Here is a 19340-nt window from a genome sequence, read left to right on the forward strand (position 1 = left end):
CGCCACGGCATTACCGGAGCGGACCGGGGGACGGTTCATCGTGCCTCCTCGGCTGGAACCAGGGCGGCGGTCGGTGTCTCGGGAGCGGTCATCGGCTGGAACGTGGCGAGGAGCATCAGGAGGACCCCGGCGGCGCACCACGCCCCGATGACCGTCGAGGCTGAGAAGCGCTCGCTGAGCGCACCGGTGACCAGGATGGCGCCGCCCTGGGCGAGCTGAAGCCCGCCGCTCATCACGCCGAACGCCCGGGCCCGGTATTCATGCGGGAGTACCTGCTGGAACAGCCCCTGCGCGGCGGGCAGCAGCAACGACATGGCCATACCGGAGGCGGTGGCCAGGAGTAGTACTCCGGCTAGCGGGGGGTCGAACAGGGCGGGGACGAGGGTGAGGGGAGCGAGGACCGCGAGTGGGCGGATCAGCCGGGTCCGGATCCCTGGCCGTAGCAGCCGTGTCAGTACCAGGCCTCCGATGGCGACGCCGAGCGGGTTGGCGGCCATGATGAGGCCCTGGGCGGAGCCACCGCCATCGAGTTCGGCCGCCCAGGAGGCGGCGAGGCCCTCCGGAACGACCACGAAGGAGGCCACGCCGAAAATGACGAGGGCGATCGTGCGCATCAACGGGTGACCGAATACGAGGGTGTATCCCTGCCGGGTCTCCCGCCACAGGCTGGTGCGGCGGGCGGCCGTGAGCGTCGCAGGGCGAAGCTTGACGTGACGGCGCAGCAGGAACGCCGAACCGGCGAAGGTGACGGCGTTCAGCAGCAGCGCGACGTGCGGGCGGTATCCGGCGACGATCCCTCCGGCGGCATACCCGACCATCTGGGCGAGGTTGAAGATGGTGCTGTTGAAAGCGATGCCGAGCGAGTAGTGGTCACCTGTCAGGATCTGCGGAAGCTGCGCGGACCGGGCGGCCTCGAACGGCGGGCCGAGCAGCCCGCCGGCGAACAGCAGCACGAGCATGATGGGAATCGGCACACCCGGGATCGCAATCAGCCCGATCAGTACCATCCTGGCCAGATCGCAGGAGATCATCACCGAGCGTGATGGGTACCGTTCGGCCATCGCCGCGAGCAACGGACCCACGGTGAGCCACGGCAGAAATCCCAGGGCGAAGGTCGCCGCCGAAGCCAGCGCCGACCCGGTGCGATCGAACACGAGCAAAGCCACCGCGGCCTTGCACAGATAGTCCCCGCACCAGGAAAGCACGCTCGCCGTGAAGACCGCGCGGTACTCCACCAGGGCGAACAAACCTCGATATGTCGCCGGCCGGTCCTCGTCAGTCGGGCAACTCATTCAATCTCCGCAGCGCATCAAAGGCGGCCGACCCCAGCGAAGCCGAGGGCCGGCCGCTGCTACTCATCCGTTAATCACGGCCACTCGGTGACTCTGCGGGTCATTGCGCGCCTCCTTTCGTCTGAGGGTCGCAATCTATCACCAATGAGGATTAGTTTTAGAAGAGAGTAGCCCTGTTCCGCTCCCGATTCCTAAGACCATCGCGGTATGCCGCCGCGGTGCGCGGGCGGCGTACAGGCGACCAAGGCAGGTCAGGCCGGGTAGGTTGACGGTCATGCCGGTGACCGGGGAGACCGATCTGAGGCGGCTGCTGGCCGGGCTGGATCCGGTGCTGCACGACGGGGAGTACGTGTTCGTGACACTGCCGGACCGTGAGACGCCGCCGGGGACCCGGCCGGTGTTCGTCTTCGAGGAGGACGAAGGGCGCACCCTCGTGCTGCCCCGGGCCGAGGCCGAGGAGGCCGGACTCGACGGCGTGTTCCCCAGCGCCTGGATCACCCTGCGCATCCACTCGTCGCTGGAGGCCGTCGGGATGATGGCGGCCATCGCCACGGCCCTGGCGGAGGCCGGGATCAGCTGCAACGCCGTCTCGGCGTTCTACCACGACCACCTGTTCGTGCCGCCCGACCGCGCGCGGGACGCGGTCGCCGCACTCCGAGACCTGGCCGGATGAGCACCCCGGAGCCCGGACCGGCGGACGCCGAGCACTGTTGTGACACCATGCGGCGTCAGCTGGACTGGCACTGTCATCGGCACACCGACCCGTACGACTGTGCGGACGCCGTCATCGTCTACGTCGCGAAGTTCCGCGAGTACGGGCTGATCATCCACGACGGCGGCAGCTCGTACGTCGGCATCGGCTACTGCCCGTGGTGTGGATCCCGGCTTCCGGAGTCGCAGCGGGACCGCTGGTTCGACGAACTCGAGCGCAAGGGCATCGACCCCTGGGAGGACGAGGTGCCCGCCGAGTACGAGGACGGCCGCTGGCTCGCGGGATGAGGCCGGTCATCCGACCGGCCACCGCGCCGACGGCTCGCGTGCGCCGGCCCGCGTGTACGGGCCGCCGCGCTCGCCGGGACCTGCCGGCCCGGCGACGTGGCGGCCGGCCCGTCGCAACGCCTTTACAGCGCTCCGTTTCCTTGGCTGCGCAGCTGGTCGACCGCGCGGGCCGGGTCCGCGTTGGCGCGGGCGTGCGTACGCGGGTCCGTGGCGAGCGACGAGGTCTTCATGCGGGAGCGGAGCACCAGGAGGCCGACGGCCACGCACACGACCAGGCCCACGATGACAGCGATGACCATGCCGTACCTCCGTGCCTTCGCGATCGCCCCGAGCGATCTCATCTGTCCCACCATAGATGGCCATGATCGCGGTCTGGTTCCATCCGGCACCGTGGCCTTCCCGCCCGAGGATCTCCGGTGCGGCTCGCCCCGCGATCCTCGGCGGTCAGGGCTTCAGGCCGCGGGGAAGTCGCGGCGCTTGAGCTTGGCCATCCGGCCGTCGGGGTGGTGCCACACGATGCCCTCCCAGGGGTGGGCGCGCAGCCACGCGGCCAGGCCCGCGTAGTCGCGGGGCACGTCGGGCAGTTCCTCGGCGCCGTGGCGCACCAGCGTGTGGCGGTCGACGCTCTCCGGGTTGCCGTTGATGCGCGGGCCGATCAGCTCGTACGTGCCGGGCTCCCAGGGGCCGGTGCCGACGGCCTCGTCGAGGTACCGGTGGTAGCCGGACTGTTCGGCGGGCTCCCAGCCGACGGCCGTGCCCGTCCGCTCGTCCCGCATGATCGCGTCGTAGCCGGGCGGCTCCTTCCGGCCCGCCTTGATCTCGCGGCGCGCCCACCAGCGCTCGCCGTCCCACTGGACACAGGTGCCGTCGTACTTGCGCGTCGGCAGCCCCTCCCCGGCGAACACCCAGCCGCAGTCCGGGTGCGGAGTGCGGGTCACGTACCGCCGATCCCCGTCCCAGTCACGCAGGAAGATCGTCGGCATCTTCTTCATGGCCCTGTTCCCTTCCGCTCGGGGTCCGGAGCCGATCTTGCACGAGCGGCACGGGTCCGGTCGAACGGATTACCGGCGGGCGGGACCCTCTGCGGCGAGATCCCCGAGGTGGGCCATGATCTCGGTGGCCTGGGTGACGATGCCGTCGATGAGCTCCCGGCAGGACGGGAGGTCGTCGATGACGGCGACGGCCTGGCCGGAGGCCATGACGCCGAGATCGGGGCGGCCGTCGACCATGGCGGCCTTGAGCAGCATCGGGGTGTTGGCGGCCATCAGCACCTGGGACCAGGACAGCTCCCTGCCGTGCCGCATCGTCAGGCCGTCGCGGACCATCGCCCGCCACGACATCCCGGACACCCGCTTGAACCGGGCGGCGTTGCGCAGCGCGCGGACCAGGCCGGTGACGCGGCCGGAGTGCTCCAGGGCGTCGACCAGGTCGGTGCGCAGGACGCGGTGTGGCAGGCCGTCGACCTGCCGGGTGACGACGGTCTCGGTCATGCCGAGGTAGACCCGCTTCACGGCGTCCGGCACCGAACTGTCGGAGGTCAGCAGGAAACGGGTGCCCATCGCCACGCCGGCCGCGCCGTACGCGAGCGCCGCGGCCAGACCCCGGCCGTCGAAGAACCCGCCCGCCGCGATCACCGGGATGTCGACGGCGTCGACGACCTGCGGGAGCAGCAGGGTGGTGGCGACCGGACCGGTGTGGCCGCCGCCCTCACCACCCTGGACGAGGACGGCGTCGGCGCCCCACGCGGCGACCTTCTCGGCGTGCCGGCGCGCCCCCACGGACGGGATCACCACGACGCCGGCGTCCTTCAGCCGGGCGATCAGCTCCGGCTTGGGAGCCAGCGCGAAGGACGCGACCCGTACGCCCTCCTTGACGAGCAGGTCGATCCGCTCGACGGCGTCGGAGGCGTCGGCCCGGAGGTTGACGCCAAAGGGGGCGTCGGTGCGCTCCTTCACCTCGCGGATCGCGGTGGCGAGCCCGTCCAGCGTCATCGTGGCCGAGGCGAGGATGCCCAGTCCGCCCGCGTTCGCGACCGCCGACACCAGACGGGGGCCGGCCACCCAGCCCATACCGGTCTGCACGACCGGGTGCCGGACACCGGTCAGCTCGGTCAGCGCCGTCCGCACGCTCCCACGCCCCTTCCGCCTGTCACGCCCGTCTGAGCCGGTCTGATCACCGGGTGCCTCCCGGGACCTCCGCTCCCACGCCGTTTCCGTCTGCCACGCCCGCCTGAGGCGGTCTGATCACCGGATGTCCGACCTCTGCTCTCACGCCCGCCTGAGGGGCGGCCTCATCACGGGGCGCCTCCGGGGCCTTGCGACCGCACGCTGTCACGACCCCTCCACCCCGCCGTCACCGCCGGGCGCCGTCCGGGACCTCCCGCTCGCGCAGGCCGTTCGGGTCCAGGACCTCGCGGATGATCCGCAGCTCCTCGACGTCCGGTACCCGGGTCGTGCCGACGTACGGCGGGACGACGAGTTCGAACCCGGTGGCCGCGGTCACCTGGTCGACGGTCACGCCGGGGTGGACCGACCGCAGCCGCATCCGGCGATCCGGGGTCGCGAAGTCGAGGACGGCCAGGTCGGTGACGACGACGCGGATCTCGTGGGCGCCCCGGTCGTACCCGATGCCGCTGACCATGTCGACCGTCTCGACGAACACGCGGGGGGAGTGCCGGGGGATCCAGTAGCTGGTCGTGTCGCAGCGGGTGTTGCCCGGCGCGCCGCGCACCCCGAGCAGCTGCGCCTTCGGGCGCGTCCAGTCGCCGATGCAGGAGATGTTGGTGTTGCCGAACCGGTCGATCTGGCTCGCGCCCAGCATGACGTGGCGGCGGCCGTTCAGCACCAGCCAGAGGTGCTCGCGAAACGGCAGCCAGCCCTCGATCTCCTCCGGTGCCTCGCCGAGGGCGGGGACGTCGCCGGTCAGCAGGCACACGCCGTCGTGGGTGAGCAGATCGGGCTCGAACGTCAGCCGTGCCAGCCGGGCGCCCAGGACCGTGATGGCGCCCCCGATGCCCGCCGCGAGGATCTCGCCGTCGCCGCGGAACGCCTCCGCGCACGCCGTCACGCATACCTCCGCCCTGGTCGCGCTCATCGGACGGGTACCTCCGTCATCGTCGCCGCCGTCACGAGCCCTCCGCGCACGCCTTCTACGCCGCCTGCCAGCGGCTCTCCGCGTACACCGTCGTGGATGCGTTCGCGGTCGTCGGTGACCGGCTTTCCGTCTACGTCGCCACGGGCGCTTTCTCCGCCGCTCGCCTCCGGCTCTCCGCGTACGGCCACCACGCCCGCCCTCGTCGTCTCCGTCACCGGCCCTCCTCCTCGCGCCAGGTGCGGACGGCGGTCTGGTAGGCGGCCTCGTTGCCGGCCAGGAACCGTTCGCGGAACGCCGTCCAGGCGGCCGGGTCGCCGGCCGCCTGGACGTACGCCTTCTGGAAGGACTCGTCGCGTCCGTGGTCGGGTTCGCAGGCGGTGAAATGCGCGCCGTTCGGGGTCTCGACGACGCCGGTCACGTGGGACCGGCTGACCAGCAGGCTCTGCACCGGGCCCTCCTTGAGCAGGTCGGCGGTCTCGACGAGGCGTTCGCACGAGACGTACGTCCGGGTCGCCGCCTTGGCGAACAGGTCGTCGAAGTACGGGTCGGGGCCGAGGTACTGCGCGTTGCCGCGGCGGTCGGCGCGGTTCAGGTGGACGAGGGCGACGTCCAGGGTCAGCGCGGGCACCGCGACGAGCTCCTCGCCGTCCTCGTACGGGGAGCGGACCGTCTTCAGCTCTGGGTTCACTCGCATGACGTCGGATCCGAGCCCGGCGCGGGTGGGCAGGAACGGCAGCCGGTGCGCGGCGGCGTACAGGCCGAACATGAACATGCCCTCGTCGTACTCGGTGAACGCGATGGCGCCGCGCTGGCGGGCCTGCCGGAAGTGCGGCTCGAGGGGGATCGAGTCGAGGGTCGCGAACGGGGCGATGACGCGGCGGACCTTGCCGTACGCGCAGAGCAGGCCGACGTCGGGGCCGGCGTACGAGATGACGGTCAGGTCGGTGAGGTCCGACCGACAGATCGCGCGGACGAGCGCCATCGGCTTGCGCCGCGACCCCCATCCGCCGATGCCGACGGTCATGCCCGGTTCGAGGGCGCCGACGACCTCCTCGATCGTCATCTCCTTCAAGACCGCCGTCCCTTCTCCTCCGAGGCCGAGACGAAGTCGGCGCGGTGCCGGTCACCGGCGCCCGCCAGGTTGAGTTCGAAGGTGAAGCCCTGCTCGAACCGGTAGCTGCGCTTCGGATCCACCGGGTCGATGCCGTTGAGCGACTCCTTGGCCCGGCGGATGACGTACGGGTCCTTGGCGGCGATGTCGCCGGCGACCTCCAGGGCCCTCTCGCGCAGCCCGGTCGGGGGCACGACCTCGAGCACCGACCCGTGCCGGTGCAGTTCGCCGGCCGTGACGGTGCGGCACGTGTAGACCATCGCCCGCATGAGGTGCTGCGGCACCAGCCGGGCCAGGTGGGTGGCCGCGCCGAGCGCGCCGCGGTCGACCTCGGGGAGGCCGAAGTAGGCGTCCTCGGAGGCCATGACGATGTCGGCGTTGCCGGCCAGGCCGATGCCGCCGCCGAGGCAGAAGCCGTGCACGGCCGCGATGACGGGCACCTCGCACTCGTACACGGCGGCGAACGCCGCGTAGCAGCCGCGGTTGGCGCCGAGCAGCGCGGTGTGCCCCTCGGTGGCCTGCATCTCCTTGATGTCGACGCCCGCGTTGAACCCCCGGCCTTCGGCGCGGAGCACGACGGCGCGGACGCCTTGGTCGCGGCCGGCGGCCAGGACGGCGTCGGCGAGGTCGTGCCAGCCCTGGACGGTCAGCGCGTTGACGGGCGGAGCGTCCATGACGATCTCGGCGACGCCCGGGTCGTGAACCGTGGTGGAGATGCCCATGCGCTACCTTTCCACCAAACATTTGTTAGAAGTAACGTAGCAGAGCGAGGAAGGGGGTGCGATGCCGCACACACTCGATCTCAGTGGCAAGGTCGCCGTCGTCACCGGGGGAGTGCGCGGGGTCGGCCTGGGCATCAGCCGGGCGTTCCTCGACGCGGGAGCCCGGGTGGTCGCCGTCGCCCGGCGCAGGCCGGACGAACTGCCGCCGGGTCTGGGGTTCGCCTCCCTCGACGTGCGCGACGCCGCCGCCGTGCGGGACTTCGTCGAGGGCCTCGACCGGCTCGACGTCGTCGTCAACAACGCGGGCGGCACGCCCTACCTGCCCGCCGCCGAGGGCGACCCCCGCACGCACGTCAAGATCATCGAACTGAATCTGATCGCGCCGCTCCTCGTCGCCCGCGCCGCCAACGCCGTCATGCAGCGCGGCGACGGCGGATCGATCATCATGATCGGCAGCGTGAGCGGTGTGCGCCCGTCCCCGGGCACGGCGGCGTACGGCGCGGCGAAGGCGGGCCTGGACAACCTCACCCGCAGCCTCGCCGTCGAGTGGGCGCCGAAGGTGCGCGTCAACGCGGTGACCCTCGGGATGGTCCGCACCGAGCGGTCCGACCTGCACTACGGCGACGAGGCGGGGATCGCCGCCGTCGAGCGGACCGTGCCCCTCGGCCGGCTGGCCGACCCGTACGACGCCGGGGCGGCGTGCGTCTTCCTCGCCTCGGACCTGGCGGGCTACGTGAGCGGTGCCGACCTGCTGGTACACGGCGGGGGAGAGCGTCCCGCCTTCCTCGACGCGGCCAACGCGAACCGGGAGAACAGATGATCTGTAAGGACCGTGTCGTCATCGTCACCGGCGCCGGGCGCGGGCTCGGCCGCGCCCACGCCCTGGAGTTCGCCCGGCAGGGCGCCGCGGTGGTGGTGAACGACATCGGGGTCGGCCTCGACGGGTCGGGCGGCTCCTCGGGCCCGGCGGACGAGGTCGTCGCCGAGATCCGGGCGCTCGGCGGGGAGGCGGTCGCCGCGCCGTACGACATCGCGACCTCCGGCGGTGCGGAGGCGCTGGTGCGGACCGCCCTCGACGCGTTCGGCCGGCTGGACACGCTCGTCTGCAACGCCGGGTTCCTGCGCGACCGCATGCTCGTCAACCTGTCGGAGGAGGAGTGGGACGCCGTCGCGCGGGTGCACCTCAAAGGGCACTTCCTGCCGCTGAAGCACGCGGGGCTGCACTGGCGGGCCGAGGCGAAGGCGGGCCGTCCGGGGACCGGCCGGGTCGTCACGACCTCCTCGGGCGCCGGGCTGCTCGGCAGCGTCGGCCAGGGCAACTACGCGGCGGCGAAGGCGGGCATCGTCGGGCTGACGCTGGTGGCTGCGGCTGAGCTGGGGCGCTACGGCGTGCTGGTCAACGCGGTCGCGCCCGCGGCCCGTACGCGCATGACCGAGCAGGTGTTCGCCGCGACGATGGCCGCGCCGGAGGGCGGCTTCGACGCGATGGCCCCGGACAACGTCTCGCCGCTCGTCGCCTGGCTCGGATCGGCCGGCTGCGACGTCACCGGCCGGGTGTTCGAGGTCGAGGGCGGTCGCGTCTGCGTGATGGAGGGCTTCCGGCACGGCCCCGCCGTCGACAAGGGGGCCCGCTGGGATCCCGCCGAGCTCGGGCCCGTCGTCCACGACCTGCTGGCCGACGCCGCGAAGCCGGAGCCCGTGTACGGCGCCTGACTCAACGGATTTTTCTTTAGAGTGAGGGGTTTTTCACAGTCTGTACGTCACCAGGGTGAAACACGGCTGTCCTATGGTTAGTTAGCCTTAAGCAACATTTGTGCTGACGAAGCATAGGAGCGCACCCCCGATGACAACGGGCGCCCACGCGGCGGGCCGGGCAGACGACCACGCCCTCGGATCCGGGTACAAGTGGATCGCGCTGTCGAACACGACGCTCGGCGTGCTCATGGTCATGATCAATCAGTCGATCGTGCTCATCGCGCTGCCGAACATCTTCGACGGCATCGGCCTGAACCCTCTCGACCCCGGAAACACCAGCTACCTGCTGTGGATGATGATGGGGTTCATGGTCGTCACCGCCGTGCTGGTGGTGTCCTTCGGCCGGCTCGGCGACATGTACGGCCGGGTCCGCATGTACAACCTCGGCTTCGCGGTCTTCACCATCTGTTCGATCCTGCTGTCGGTCAGCTGGATGCACGGGTCCGCCGCGGCGCTGTGGCTCATCGGCTGGCGGATCGTCCAGGGCATCGGCGGCGCGCTGCTGTTCGCCAACTCCACCGCCATCATCACCGACGCCTTCCCGGCCACCCGGCGGGGCATGGCCCTCGGCATCAACGCGATCGCGGCCATCGCCGGGTCGTTCATCGGGCTCGTCCTCGGCGGCGTCCTCGGGCCGGTGAACTGGCACTACATCTTCCTGGTGTCGGTGCCGTTCGGTGTCTTCGGCACCTTCTGGGCCTACATCAAGTTGCACGACGCCGGGGTGCGCAAGAAGGCCCGGATCGACTGGTGGGGCAACCTGACTTTCGCAATTGGCTTGATTTCTGTTCTCGTTGGCATCACATACGGCATCCAGCCGTACAAAGATCACACCATGGGATGGACCAACCCGTGGGTTCTCGCCGCGCTGATCGGCGGCGCGCTCGTGCTGTGCGTCTTCGTCTACATCGAGACGAAGATCGCCGAGCCGCTGTTCAACCTGTCGCTCTTCCGGAACCGCACGTTCACGGCGGGCAACCTGGCGAGCCTGCTCACCGCGCTCGGCCGCGGCGGCCTGCAGTTCATGCTGATCATCTGGCTGCAGGGCATCTGGCTGCCCCAGCACGGCTACAGCTTCGAGGACACGCCGCTGTGGGCGGGCATCTACATGATCCCGCTGACCGTCGGCTTCCTGGTGTCGGCGCCGCTGTCCGGACTGCTGTCGGACCGGGTCGGCGTCCGGGCGTTCACCGCGGGCGGCGCCCTCGTCACGGGGGTGAGCTTCCTGCTGCTGCTCGCCATCCCGGTGAACTTCTCCTACTGGGTGTTCGCCGTCCTGCTGGTGGTCAACGGCATCGGCTCCGGCATGTTCGCCTCCCCGAACCGCGCCGAGATCATGAACGCCGTCCCGGCCGACCAGCGGGGCGTCGGGGCGGGCATGATCGCGACCTTCCAGAACGCCGCGTCGGTGCTGTCCATCGGCATCTTCTTCAGCCTCATGGTCGCCGGGCTGTCCCACAGCCTGCCGTCCGCGCTGCACAGCGGCCTGACCGCCCAGGGCGTTCCGGACCAGTCGGCCCAGGCCATCTCGCACCTGCCGCCGATCGCGGTCCTGTTCGCGGCGTTCCTCGGCTACAACCCGATGCGGCAGCTGCTCGGTCCCGAGCTGAACCGGCTGCCCGCCGACCACGCGTCCTACCTGACCGGCCGCAGCTTCTTCCCGCACCTCATCACCCAGCCGTTCCATGACGGCCTGACGATCGCCTTCTGGTTCGCCATCGCCGCCTGCGTCGTCGCCGCGATCGCGTCGCTGCTGACCCAGCGGAGGAGGGCCGCCCGGAAGGCCACCGAGCACGAGTCCCTCGGGTCGGAGCTGGTCGGGGTGACCGGGGAGGCCGGCGTGGCGCTCAGCGAGCCCATGGTCCCGCAGATGTCGCCGACGGCCGTGCACGCGCGGCCGGCCGCCGAGCGCGCCGCGTCGAACGGCCGGACCGGGCCGGTCATCGCGGGGTTCGTCCACGACGGGGCCGGCGCGCCCGTCGCGGGCGCCGCCGTCACGGTCACCGGCCCCGACGGGCACCAGCTCGGCCGGGCCGCCACCGGGCCGGACGGCCGGTACGCCATCGCGGTCACCGCCGGCGACCACCTCGTCATCGTCACCGCGCCCGGCCGTATCCCGCAGGCCGCGACCGTCCTGGTGGCCGAGGCGTCGGTCATCCGCGACTTCCCGCTCGTCCCCGACACGGTCGAACCGGCCGGTGAGATGTACGGCGTCGTGCGATCCCCGCTGGGCATGCCCGTCGGCGGGATCACCACCACCGTCACTGACGAGAATGGCGAGGTGGTGGCGACCACGGTCACCGACGAGAACGGGGCGTACCGGATCACCGGCCTGGTCGACGGGAACTACACGCTGGTCGCGGCCGGCCATCGACCGGTGACGCACACGGTCCAGGTCACGCCGGGCGCACCGGCCACCGTACGCGTGACGTTGGGCGACTGACCATGGCCGCCGCAGAGACGGAACACGCGGCGGGGGGCGACGCCGTGGACGCCCCCGCCGCCGTGGCGGGGCGCCTCCGTGTCGCCCTCCGTCGACCTCAACCGCAACTGGCCGGACCAGCTCACCGTTCCTCAACACCGAGCAGGATTGAGTCCCGCGCAGCGGCATGCCCCGAACGGTCTTGGGCATACTGGGTCACCCACGTTCAACCCCGGGCGGCGACGCACGTCCCGCGTGCGCTCCACTCCCAGGGCGGCGAGCTTCCTAGCGACCCGGTCATAGCGGTGCGAGCAATGGTGCCCGGGGAGGCCCCGGACCATCTCTCTGGTGGAACGGGGGCCCCGCACACCGGTGTCACACCGGATGCATCAGGTCAGTCACGGACTGTACATGCATGGTAACGGATACGTCAACGCCGACCAGCGGGTGAACCTCGCCGCGGCCCTGCCCGCCCTGGAGACCATGGCCGCCGTACCGGATCGGCCGCAGAACGAAGAGATGGCCGGCCACACCCGGCACCCCTGGCCGCCAGAACCCCACGACCGGTCCGAGCGACCCACGAAAGAAGACAGGGATGACTGAGAACACGGCGCTCAGCGAGACGCTCACCGTCTTCGGCACGGTGCGGCGGACGGAGGGACCGCCGGTGGCGGACGCGGTGGTCACCCTCGCCGACATGGCCGGGCGCAAGATCGGTTCCGCGTACACCGGGATGGACGGGGAGTACCGCCTCACCGTGTCCAAGGGCGGCACCTACCTGATCATCGCCTCGGCGCCCGGCCACGAGCCGATCGCCTCGCTGGTCGCGGTGGGAGATGGCACCGTACGCCACGACATGACGATCGCCGGCGTCGGCGGGCTGATCGGCATCGTCCGGATCTCCGGCACCCGCGAGCCGGTCGCCGACGCCACGATCACCGTCACCGACGTCCAGGGGGACGTGGTCGGAACGGCGCGCAGCACCGAGGGCGGCGGCTTCTCCTTCATCAGCCTCCCCGAAGGCAGCTACACCCTCGTGGCCTCGTCGCCCGGGCAGCGGCCGGTGGCCGCCGCGGTGACGGTCCGGCAGGGCACGCAGACCCGGCGGGACCTCGAACTGCAGGCGCGGGGCACCGTGAACGGCGAGGTGTGGCTGCACGACCGGCCGTACGACGGGGCGCGCCTCACCCTGATGGACGAGGCCGGGAGCATCGTGGGAACGGCCGTGAGCGGCGTGAACGGCGAGTTCTCCTTCGGCGACCTCGACCCGGGGACGTACGCACTCGTCGCCGCGGGCCACGGCCCCGCCGCCGTCCCCGTCCAGATCACCGGCGGCCGGTCCATCGAGACCGACGTCACGCTGACCGCCTGAAAGGGGCTGTTCCGTGCATTCCGCGAACGTCACCGTCACGGCCCGGATCCTCGCCCCGGGGGGCTGGCCGGTCGAGCATGCGATCCTCACCCTCACCGACGCGACCGGGCGGCAGGCGGCCCGCACCATGGTCGACACGACGGGCCGCGCCCTCATCGAGGGGGTCGCGCCCGGCGCCTACACCCTGATCGTCTCGGCCGCGGGCCACCAGCCGACGGCCCGCACCGCGGTCGTCGGCGCGAACGGCCTCGAACTCGGTGACATCGAGCTCACAGGAGCGGGCGGGCGCCCGATCCCCGACCCGGGCGTCTGGGACATCGACCCCGTGCACTCGTCCGTTCAGGTGCGCGCCCGCCACCTCGGCCTGGCCAGCGTCCGCGGGCGGATCGCCGAGTTCAGCGGTCACGCGGTCGTCACCGACCCCGTGGAGAACTCCAGCGTGGAGGTCACCATGCGGGCCGCCAGCGTCGACACCGGGAACACCGACCGCGACACGCACCTGCGCAGCAAGGACTTCCTGTACGTCGACGCGTTCCCCGAAATCGTCTTCCGGAGCAAGGGCCTGCGGCGGCTGGCCGAGGACCGGTGGGCGATGGACGGCGAGCTGACCATCCGCGGCGTGACCCGCCCGGTCACGCTGGACACCACGTACAACGGCATGGGGCCGGACCAGTGGGGCGGCGTGCGCTGCGGCTTCCACGCGGTGACGGAGCTCAACCGCGACGAGTTCGCCGTCGACTGGAACCAGGCGGTACGGGTCGGGATCGCCGCGGTCGGCGGCACCCTGCAGGTCGAGATCGACATCGAGATCGTCAAGCGCTGAGCGGACGACCGGCCGCCGAGGGACTGTACGACGGGGCGGGTCCGGTCCTGGGACGGTCGAGTGCCGACCGGCCGCCGACCGCTTGTACTACAGGGCGTAGTACTGTCTTCGTCCGAAGGCAGAACGAGAAAGGCTGACGCGTGGTCCACGCCCTGGCGGTGTCACTGATCATCGGCGTGCTCGTGCTCGCCGGTCTCGCGCTCGTGACCGCCGCCCTGAACCGCCGGGTCGGCGTGCTGCTGCTCGGCGCGGCCGCCGCGGGAGAGGCCGGCCTGCTCGTCCAGGTGGTCTGGGCGATCGTCCGGCTCGCCGGCGGCGCACGACCGGCCGGGGGAATGGCGATCTTCATCGGCTACCTCGCCGGGTCGCTGGTGATCCTGCCCATCGCCGCCCTCTGGGGGCTGGGGGAGCGCAGCCGCTGGGGCCCGGTCGTCGTGGCCGCCGGCTTCCTGGTGACCGCCGTCCTGATCGTCCGTATGCAGCAGGTGTGGCATGGCTGAGCGTGAAGGCGGCCGCCCCGTGGCAGGCCCTGAGCGGACCGCGCGCCGATCCGGTCCGGGCCGGGTGCTGATCGCCGTGTACGGCGTGTTCGCCCTCGCCGCCACGTCACGGGCCGGCGTGCAGATCGCCACGCGGTTCCACGAGGCGCCGGTCGCCTACCTGCTGTCGGCGTTCGCCGCCGTCGTGTACATCCTGGCCACCGTGACGCTGGCCCGCTCGGGCCGTACGTCGTATCGCGTCGCCGTCACCTCCTGCACGATCGAGTTGATCGGCGTGCTCGCGGTCGGCACCTACAGCCTCACCGACCGCGCCGCCTTCCCCGACGCGACGGTGTGGTCCGGCTACGGCAGCGGGTACGGCTTCGTGCCACTCGTGCTCCCGGTGCTCGGACTGCTGTGGCTGCGCCGAACCGCACCGCGCTGAGAGGCCGGGGGTGTCCCGGCTAGCCTTGCGGCGTGACGATGCGCAAGGCCGGCGACGTGAGTGTCGACGCGATGCTCGAGGACCTCAGGACACTCGTCGAAGTCGAGTCTCCCTCGCGCGATCTCGACGCCCTGACGGCATCGGCCAAGGCCGTGGCCGCCGTCATCGAGAGCCGCCTCGGCGGGCAGGCCGTCCTCGTCGAGAGCGAGGCCGGGCCGCACGTCCACTGGTCGGCCGGTGGCGGTCCCAGAGTGCTGATCCTCGGGCACCATGACACGGTGTTCCCGCTCGGCACCCTGGAACGCCGCCCGTTCACGGTCGAAGACGGGCGTGCGACCGGTCCCGGAGTCTTCGACATGCTCGGCGGCCTGGTGCAGGCCGTGCACGGCCTGGCGGCGCTCGACGACCGGTCAGGCGTCGAGATCCTGGTGACCGCCGACGAAGAGGTCGGCTCCCGCTCCTCTCGCGCGCTCATCGAAGAACGAGCCCTTGCCTGCGGCGCCGTACTCGTGTTCGAGGGCGCCGCCGATGGCGGAGCCCTGAAGACCGGCCGTAAGGGCTGCGGCACGTTCGAGGTCTCGATCGCGGGCCGGGCGTCGCACGCGGGCCTTGAGCCCGCCGCCGGGGTCAACGCCCTGATCGAGGCAGCACACCAGGTACTGGACATCGCGGCGCTCGGCCGACCCGACATCGGCACGACCGTCACCCCGACCGTCGCCTCCGCGGGAACCCTGGACAACGTCGTTCCCGCGGAGGCGACCGTCATCGTCGACGTCCGGGTCGAGTCGGCCGCCGAGAAGGAGCGCATCGAATCCGCGTTCGCGGCGCTGGCTCCGCATCTGGATGAGGCGGAGATCTCGGTCCGGGGAGCCGTCGGCCGGCCCCCGATGCCCGAGTCGGCGTCGGCCGAGCTCTTCGCGGTGGCGAAGCGGCTGCTTCCCGGCCTCGAAGGCAAGGCGGTCGGCGGCGGAAGCGACGGCAACTTCACGGCCGCGCTGGGGGTGCCGACGCTCGATGGCCTCGGAGCGGTCGGGGGCGGCGCCCACGCGGACCACGAGTACCTGGTGATCGAGGCCATGGCCGAGCGGGCGAGCCTCGTCGCCGGCCTGGTGAACGCGATCCGGAACAGCTAGGGGGTGTCCGGTGGGTCTTGTTCGTAGCAGCCGGACGAAGATCCACCGGACACCCCCTGGGGTTCCAGCGTCAGTCGTCGCTCGGGAGCCTGGCCTCGCCCGCCGGCAGGCGGACCGCGGTCTCGACGAGCCTGCCGACCTCCGCCGCGGGAACGACGACGCCGGGAGTCCGGAGCGTCCAGCGGAGGAAGGCCTCGACGCTCATGGCGGGGACTTCGCCGAGATAGGGCCTGATGTACACCGGTGTGTTCGGTTCACTGCGCCAGCTGCCGGCGAGCGGGCCGATGTCCACCGCGTCATAGCCGAGGACGTCCAACAGCCGGGCGGCCTCTGTCTTGGCCTCCGCGTCGTCGCCGGCGATGGGCAGGGCGCTGCGGTCCGGCGCGCCCGTGGGCCGGGCGAGGGTGAACAGCTGGTGCGGGGTGATGTTGTTGAACGCCTTGACCACCTGGGAGGCAGCGAGGTGGCGCTGCATCAGGGCACTGGAGGTCAGTTCGCCCGCGTCCAGTTCGGCCAGGTGGCCGTCCCGCTCGGGGTAGTAGTTCGCCGTGTCCAGCACCGTCTTGCCGGCCAGCGCTTCGGCGGGGAGCTGATCGTAGGCTTTCAGCGGGATGGCCGCCACCACCAGGTCCGCGGCGCGTGCCGCTGCTGCCGGTGTGGCCGCTCGGGCACGCCCGCCCAGCTCGGCGACGAGGTCGGCGAGTGTCTCAGGCCCTCGCGAGTTACTGAGGACGACCTCGAGGCCGGCCGCGACGGCCAGGCGGGCAACGGAAGAACCGATCATTCCGCTGCCGATGAGTCCGAGCGTTCGGGACACGTGTTTTCTCCGTCCGTTCGTGTCGATGTCGCGATGAGAGCCCCGGCGCCGGCTCGCGCGCAGGTGGCTCGCCTGACAGCGTGGAACCGCCGCGACCGCCCGGCCAGGCCTGTGTCCTGCGTACTCACGGCATGATCACCCGCCGTACGCTCGGACGTAGGGTTGTCGCGTGGACGACCGGACCGAGCTGAGCGGGTTCCTCAGATCACGCCGTGCCCGCCTGCGTCCGGAGGACGTCGGGCTGCGCGACTACGGCGGCGTGCGCCGGGTCGCGGGCCTGAGGCGTGAGGAACTGGCCCGGCTGGCGGGTGTGAGCATCGCCCACTACACGCGACTGGAACAGGGCAAGGGCGACGGTGTCTCGGACGAGGTCCTGGACGCCGTCGGCGCGGCGCTGCGGCTGGACACCGACGAACTGGCCTACCTGCACCGGATCGCACGGCGTCCTCCGCCGTGTGCCGGGGCCACGGACCCGCCGGAGGTGCCTCCGAGCGTGCGCTACCTGCTGGAGTCGTTCGTGATGACGCCGGCGTTCGTGGTCGGCCGGCACACCCAGATCGTCGGCTGGAACCGGCTCGCCGTGGCGGTGTTCGGCGACTTCCCCGCACTGCCGCAGAACCGCCGCACGCTCTCGCACCTGCTGTTCACCGAGCCCGACCTGCGCGAGCTGCACCGCACCGGCTGGGAGCGGGCGGCGCGCGAGCACGTGGCGCATCTGCGCGTGCTGCTCGGCCGGTATCGCGGGGACTCCGGACTCGCGGCGCACATCGACCACCTGCGGGACCTGAGCGCGGACTTCACGCGGATGTGGGCCGAGCACCCGGTCGCGCAGGTCCGATCCCGGACGTACGTGCTGCACCACCCGGTCGTGGGCGAACTGACCCTGCACGGCGAGCTCACCGCGCTGCCCGACGAGCCGGCGTGCTGCGGTCTGGACCTGTTCGCCGCCGAGCCGGGCTCGGCATCCGAGCAGGCGCTGCGGGAACTCGGGAGCCGGTAAGCCGACGCCACCAGCGGTCGAGCGGCCGCGGCGCCCACCAGGCGTGCGCGCCGAGCAGGCACATGGTGGCGGGGCCGAGCAGCCCGCGTACGATGGTCGCCTGCTCCGCTGGTGAACGCGCCGAAGACCCCCGTGCCCTACACGCCCGCGAAGACCGCGAACGCGAGGGCGGCGGCCACCATCCACCGGCGCCGCGCGGCCGCGAACCGGCCCAGTGCCGCGAACACGCTCATCTCCACCCTCGGGCCCGCACGCGCAGTGCGAAGACGGCGCAGGCGACGGCGAACGGGAGCTCCAGCGTGAGGCCCATCACGATGGAGGTCGGCCGGTAGCCGGGCCGGGCCGTCATCACGTCGAACCAGACGTCGGCGAGCATCAGCGCGGCCAGTCCGGCGGCGGTCAGGGCGGCGCGTCCGTCCCGCCGCCGGGCCAGCCACCCGGTCAGTGCCATGCCGGCGGTGAGCAGCAGGTCGAAGCCGATCCAGAGGGGACGGACGTCGGCGGAGGCGTAGAAGCCGAGCAGCACGGTCCACACTGCGACGGCGAGGGCCCCGCCGAGGAAGACGAATGCCGCGACGGTGCCGTCCCGATGAGCGATGTGTGTCGTCATGCCGTCGACCCTCCGCCGCATCGGAGGCGCCCACCTCGTCCGGGCGGCCCGACCCGGCGGCCGGTCGGAGGAGGTCTCCTCCTCCCGGAGGAGGAATGGGCCGAGGCCGGCGAGGCCGTACGCTCGGCGGCGTGGAGATCCTCCGGTTCCGTCGCCTGCTCGGGCGCGGGTTCGGCCCGATGCGGGCCGTCCTGCTCGCCTGCGCCTTCGGCTACCTTCTCCTGCACCGGTCCGGCACTCCCGCCACCTGGATCGACTGGGCGTTCGCGCTGGGCTCCCTCGCCCTCGGGGCCGCGGGCGGGCGGTTCCCGCTTACCGTGGCGCTCGGCCAGCCGGTCCTCCTCGCCTTGGCCGAGGTGTTCGGCGACGTACCCCCGATCGGCATCAAGATCATGGCGAGTGTCGCGCTGTTCGAGGTCGCGCTCCGCCGGTGGGGCGTGCCGGCCGCGCTCGCGGCGACGGTGCTCACCGCGGTGTACGCCGCGATCGGCCTGCCGGGCGACGTGCCCGCCCTGCTGTACAAGGTGGCCGCCGTCGTGGGCGGGTCCGTCCTGCTCGCGGCGTACGTCCGCTCCCTGGAAGAGGTCGCACGAAGCGCCCAGGCGCAGGCGGCCGAGGCCGAACGGGCCGCCCGCATGAGCGAGCGGACCGCCATCGCCCGCGAGCTGCATGACATGGTCGCCCACCACATGGCCTCGATGGCGCTCCGCGTCGGCGTCGCCCGCCACGTCATCCCGCGCACCGACCCGAGGGTGACGGAGGTCCTGGACGACGTGCACGCCAGCGCGTCCAGCGCCCTCGCCGACCTGCGCCGCCTGCTCACCGCGCTGCGCGACCCGGACGACCCGGGCCGCCTGCTCACCGAGCCGACGGACCTGCCGGTCGCCCTGGACGGCCTCGTGGACCGGGCGCGGCAGGCGGGCCTGAGCGTCGACTCCTCCATCGCCCCCGAACTCGCCGGGCTCGACGCCGTACGCGGCCTGACGCTGCTGCGCCTCGTCCAGGAAGGGCTCACGAACGTCGTCAAGCACGCCGGGCGACACGCGTCCGTACGGCTCGACGCGGCGATGACCGGGAACGGCGCGGTCAGCCTGGAGATCAGCAATGACGCGGCCGGCGGATCCCCGGCCATCGGCGGCACCGGACACGGCCTGCTCGGCATGCGCGAACGCGTGGATCTGGTCGGCGGAAGCCTCCAGGCCGGCCCCACCACCGACGGATGGCGGCTGTCCGCCCTGCTACCACAGGGGCGCTCATGAGGACGGGG

General features: G+C 71.8%; 23 protein-coding genes. 13 read left to right on the plus strand and 10 right to left on the minus strand.

Annotation, left to right across the window (positions count from 1 at the left end; translation table 11 throughout):
• Window positions 1-35 precede the first annotated feature (35 nt).
• Window positions 36-1292, minus strand: coding sequence for an MFS transporter (locus ABEA24_RS19340; RefSeq protein WP_345432303.1), 1257 nt, complete (start codon window positions 1290-1292; stop codon window positions 36-38).
• A 274-nt stretch (window positions 1293-1566) separates the two neighbouring features.
• Between ABEA24_RS19340 and ABEA24_RS19345 the strand changes: the two genes are divergently transcribed.
• Window positions 1567-1965 carry an ACT domain-containing protein gene (locus ABEA24_RS19345; protein ID WP_345432304.1) on the plus strand — a complete coding sequence of 133 codons (399 nt, stop codon included), beginning with the start codon at window positions 1567-1569 and terminating at the stop codon, window positions 1963-1965.
• Entirely contained in the window at window positions 1962-2291 is a 330-nt protein-coding gene (locus ABEA24_RS19350) for a DUF6980 family protein (RefSeq protein WP_345432307.1), read from the plus strand. Before ABEA24_RS19345 ends, ABEA24_RS19350 begins: the two co-directional genes overlap by 4 nt.
• Before the next feature lie 122 nt (window positions 2292-2413).
• Here ABEA24_RS19350 and ABEA24_RS19355 read toward each other — a convergent pair whose 3' ends face one another.
• From ABEA24_RS19355 to ABEA24_RS19385, 7 genes are all read right to left on the minus strand, one after another.
• Window positions 2414-2632, minus strand: coding sequence for a hypothetical protein (locus ABEA24_RS19355; RefSeq protein ID WP_345432309.1), 219 nt, complete (start codon window positions 2630-2632; stop codon window positions 2414-2416).
• Window positions 2633-2743: 111 nt separating this feature from the next.
• Entirely contained in the window at window positions 2744-3283 is a 540-nt protein-coding gene (locus ABEA24_RS19360; RefSeq protein WP_345432311.1) for an RNA ligase 1 family protein, read from the minus strand.
• Window positions 3284-3352: 69 nt separating this feature from the next.
• On the minus strand, window positions 3353-4417 hold the full coding sequence (locus ABEA24_RS19365; protein WP_345432313.1) for an NAD(P)H-dependent flavin oxidoreductase: 1065 nt from the start codon (window positions 4415-4417) through the stop codon (window positions 3353-3355).
• 226 nt (window positions 4418-4643) lie between these two features.
• Window positions 4644-5384 (minus strand): CoA-transferase subunit beta, encoded by a 741-nt coding sequence (locus ABEA24_RS19370; protein WP_345432315.1) that lies wholly within the window; start codon window positions 5382-5384, stop codon window positions 4644-4646.
• The gene (locus ABEA24_RS19375) at window positions 5381-5599 is read right to left on the minus strand and encodes a hypothetical protein (RefSeq protein WP_345432316.1); all 219 of its coding nucleotides are present in this window, start codon (window positions 5597-5599) and stop codon (window positions 5381-5383) included. The genes ABEA24_RS19370 and ABEA24_RS19375 overlap by 4 nt, the downstream gene beginning before the upstream one ends.
• Window positions 5596-6447, minus strand: coding sequence for a CoA transferase subunit A (locus ABEA24_RS19380; protein ID WP_345432317.1), 852 nt, complete (start codon window positions 6445-6447; stop codon window positions 5596-5598). The genes ABEA24_RS19375 and ABEA24_RS19380 overlap by 4 nt, the downstream gene beginning before the upstream one ends.
• 5 nt (window positions 6448-6452) lie before the next feature.
• On the minus strand, window positions 6453-7217 hold the full coding sequence (locus tag ABEA24_RS19385; RefSeq protein WP_345432318.1) for an enoyl-CoA hydratase family protein: 765 nt from the start codon (window positions 7215-7217) through the stop codon (window positions 6453-6455).
• A 61-nt stretch (window positions 7218-7278) separates the two neighbouring features.
• Here ABEA24_RS19385 and ABEA24_RS19390 point away from each other — a divergent pair, with 61 nt between their 5' ends.
• From ABEA24_RS19390 to ABEA24_RS19430, 9 genes are all read left to right on the plus strand, one after another.
• Window positions 7279-8037 carry an SDR family oxidoreductase gene (locus tag ABEA24_RS19390; protein ID WP_345432319.1) on the plus strand — a complete coding sequence of 253 codons (759 nt, stop codon included), beginning with the start codon at window positions 7279-7281 and terminating at the stop codon, window positions 8035-8037.
• Entirely contained in the window at window positions 8034-8930 is an 897-nt protein-coding gene (locus ABEA24_RS19395) for an SDR family oxidoreductase (RefSeq protein ID WP_345432320.1), read from the plus strand. Before ABEA24_RS19390 ends, ABEA24_RS19395 begins: the two co-directional genes overlap by 4 nt.
• Before the next feature lie 130 nt (window positions 8931-9060).
• Window positions 9061-11415: an MFS transporter gene (locus ABEA24_RS19400; RefSeq protein WP_345432322.1), complete on the plus strand. Its 2355-nt coding sequence runs from the start codon at window positions 9061-9063 to the stop codon at window positions 11413-11415.
• A 390-nt stretch (window positions 11416-11805) separates the two neighbouring features.
• Window positions 11806-11997, plus strand: coding sequence for a hypothetical protein (locus ABEA24_RS19405; protein ID WP_345432323.1), 192 nt, complete (start codon window positions 11806-11808; stop codon window positions 11995-11997).
• On the plus strand, window positions 11990-12766 hold the full coding sequence (locus ABEA24_RS19410) for an MSCRAMM family protein (RefSeq protein WP_345432324.1): 777 nt from the start codon (window positions 11990-11992) through the stop codon (window positions 12764-12766). Before ABEA24_RS19405 ends, ABEA24_RS19410 begins: the two co-directional genes overlap by 8 nt.
• 13 nt (window positions 12767-12779) lie before the next feature.
• Window positions 12780-13589, plus strand: a complete 810-nt coding sequence (locus tag ABEA24_RS19415) for a YceI family protein (protein WP_345432325.1) — start codon at window positions 12780-12782, stop codon at window positions 13587-13589.
• A gap of 140 nt (window positions 13590-13729) precedes the next feature.
• Window positions 13730-14089 carry a hypothetical protein gene (locus tag ABEA24_RS19420; RefSeq protein WP_345432326.1) on the plus strand — a complete coding sequence of 120 codons (360 nt, stop codon included), beginning with the start codon at window positions 13730-13732 and terminating at the stop codon, window positions 14087-14089.
• Window positions 14082-14513: a hypothetical protein gene (locus tag ABEA24_RS19425; protein ID WP_345432327.1), complete on the plus strand. Its 432-nt coding sequence runs from the start codon at window positions 14082-14084 to the stop codon at window positions 14511-14513. Before ABEA24_RS19420 ends, ABEA24_RS19425 begins: the two co-directional genes overlap by 8 nt.
• A 38-nt stretch (window positions 14514-14551) precedes the next feature.
• The gene (locus tag ABEA24_RS19430) at window positions 14552-15646 is read left to right on the plus strand and encodes a M20 family metallopeptidase (RefSeq protein ID WP_345432773.1); all 1095 of its coding nucleotides are present in this window, start codon (window positions 14552-14554) and stop codon (window positions 15644-15646) included.
• A gap of 70 nt (window positions 15647-15716) precedes the next feature.
• On the opposite strand, the gene ABEA24_RS19435 is transcribed toward ABEA24_RS19430, so the two are convergent.
• Window positions 15717-16463, minus strand: coding sequence for an NADPH-dependent F420 reductase (locus tag ABEA24_RS19435; protein ID WP_345432328.1), 747 nt, complete (start codon window positions 16461-16463; stop codon window positions 15717-15719).
• A gap of 169 nt (window positions 16464-16632) precedes the next feature.
• On the opposite strand from ABEA24_RS19435, the gene ABEA24_RS19440 reads away from it, so the two are divergent.
• Window positions 16633-17463, plus strand: a complete 831-nt coding sequence (locus ABEA24_RS19440; protein WP_345432330.1) for a helix-turn-helix domain-containing protein — start codon at window positions 16633-16635, stop codon at window positions 17461-17463.
• 229 nt (window positions 17464-17692) lie between these two features.
• Here ABEA24_RS19440 and ABEA24_RS19445 read toward each other — a convergent pair whose 3' ends face one another.
• Window positions 17693-18073, minus strand: coding sequence for a hypothetical protein (locus tag ABEA24_RS19445; RefSeq protein WP_345432331.1), 381 nt, complete (start codon window positions 18071-18073; stop codon window positions 17693-17695).
• A gap of 131 nt (window positions 18074-18204) precedes the next feature.
• Between ABEA24_RS19445 and ABEA24_RS19450 the strand changes: the two genes are divergently transcribed.
• Window positions 18205-19332, plus strand: coding sequence for a sensor histidine kinase (locus tag ABEA24_RS19450; protein ID WP_345432332.1), 1128 nt, complete (start codon window positions 18205-18207; stop codon window positions 19330-19332).
• Window positions 19333-19340 lie beyond the last annotated feature (8 nt).

Origin of the sequence: Actinoallomurus vinaceus, from assembly GCF_039542055.1 — a bacterium.
Taxonomy (GTDB): domain Bacteria; phylum Actinomycetota; class Actinomycetes; order Streptosporangiales; family Streptosporangiaceae; genus Actinoallomurus; species Actinoallomurus vinaceus.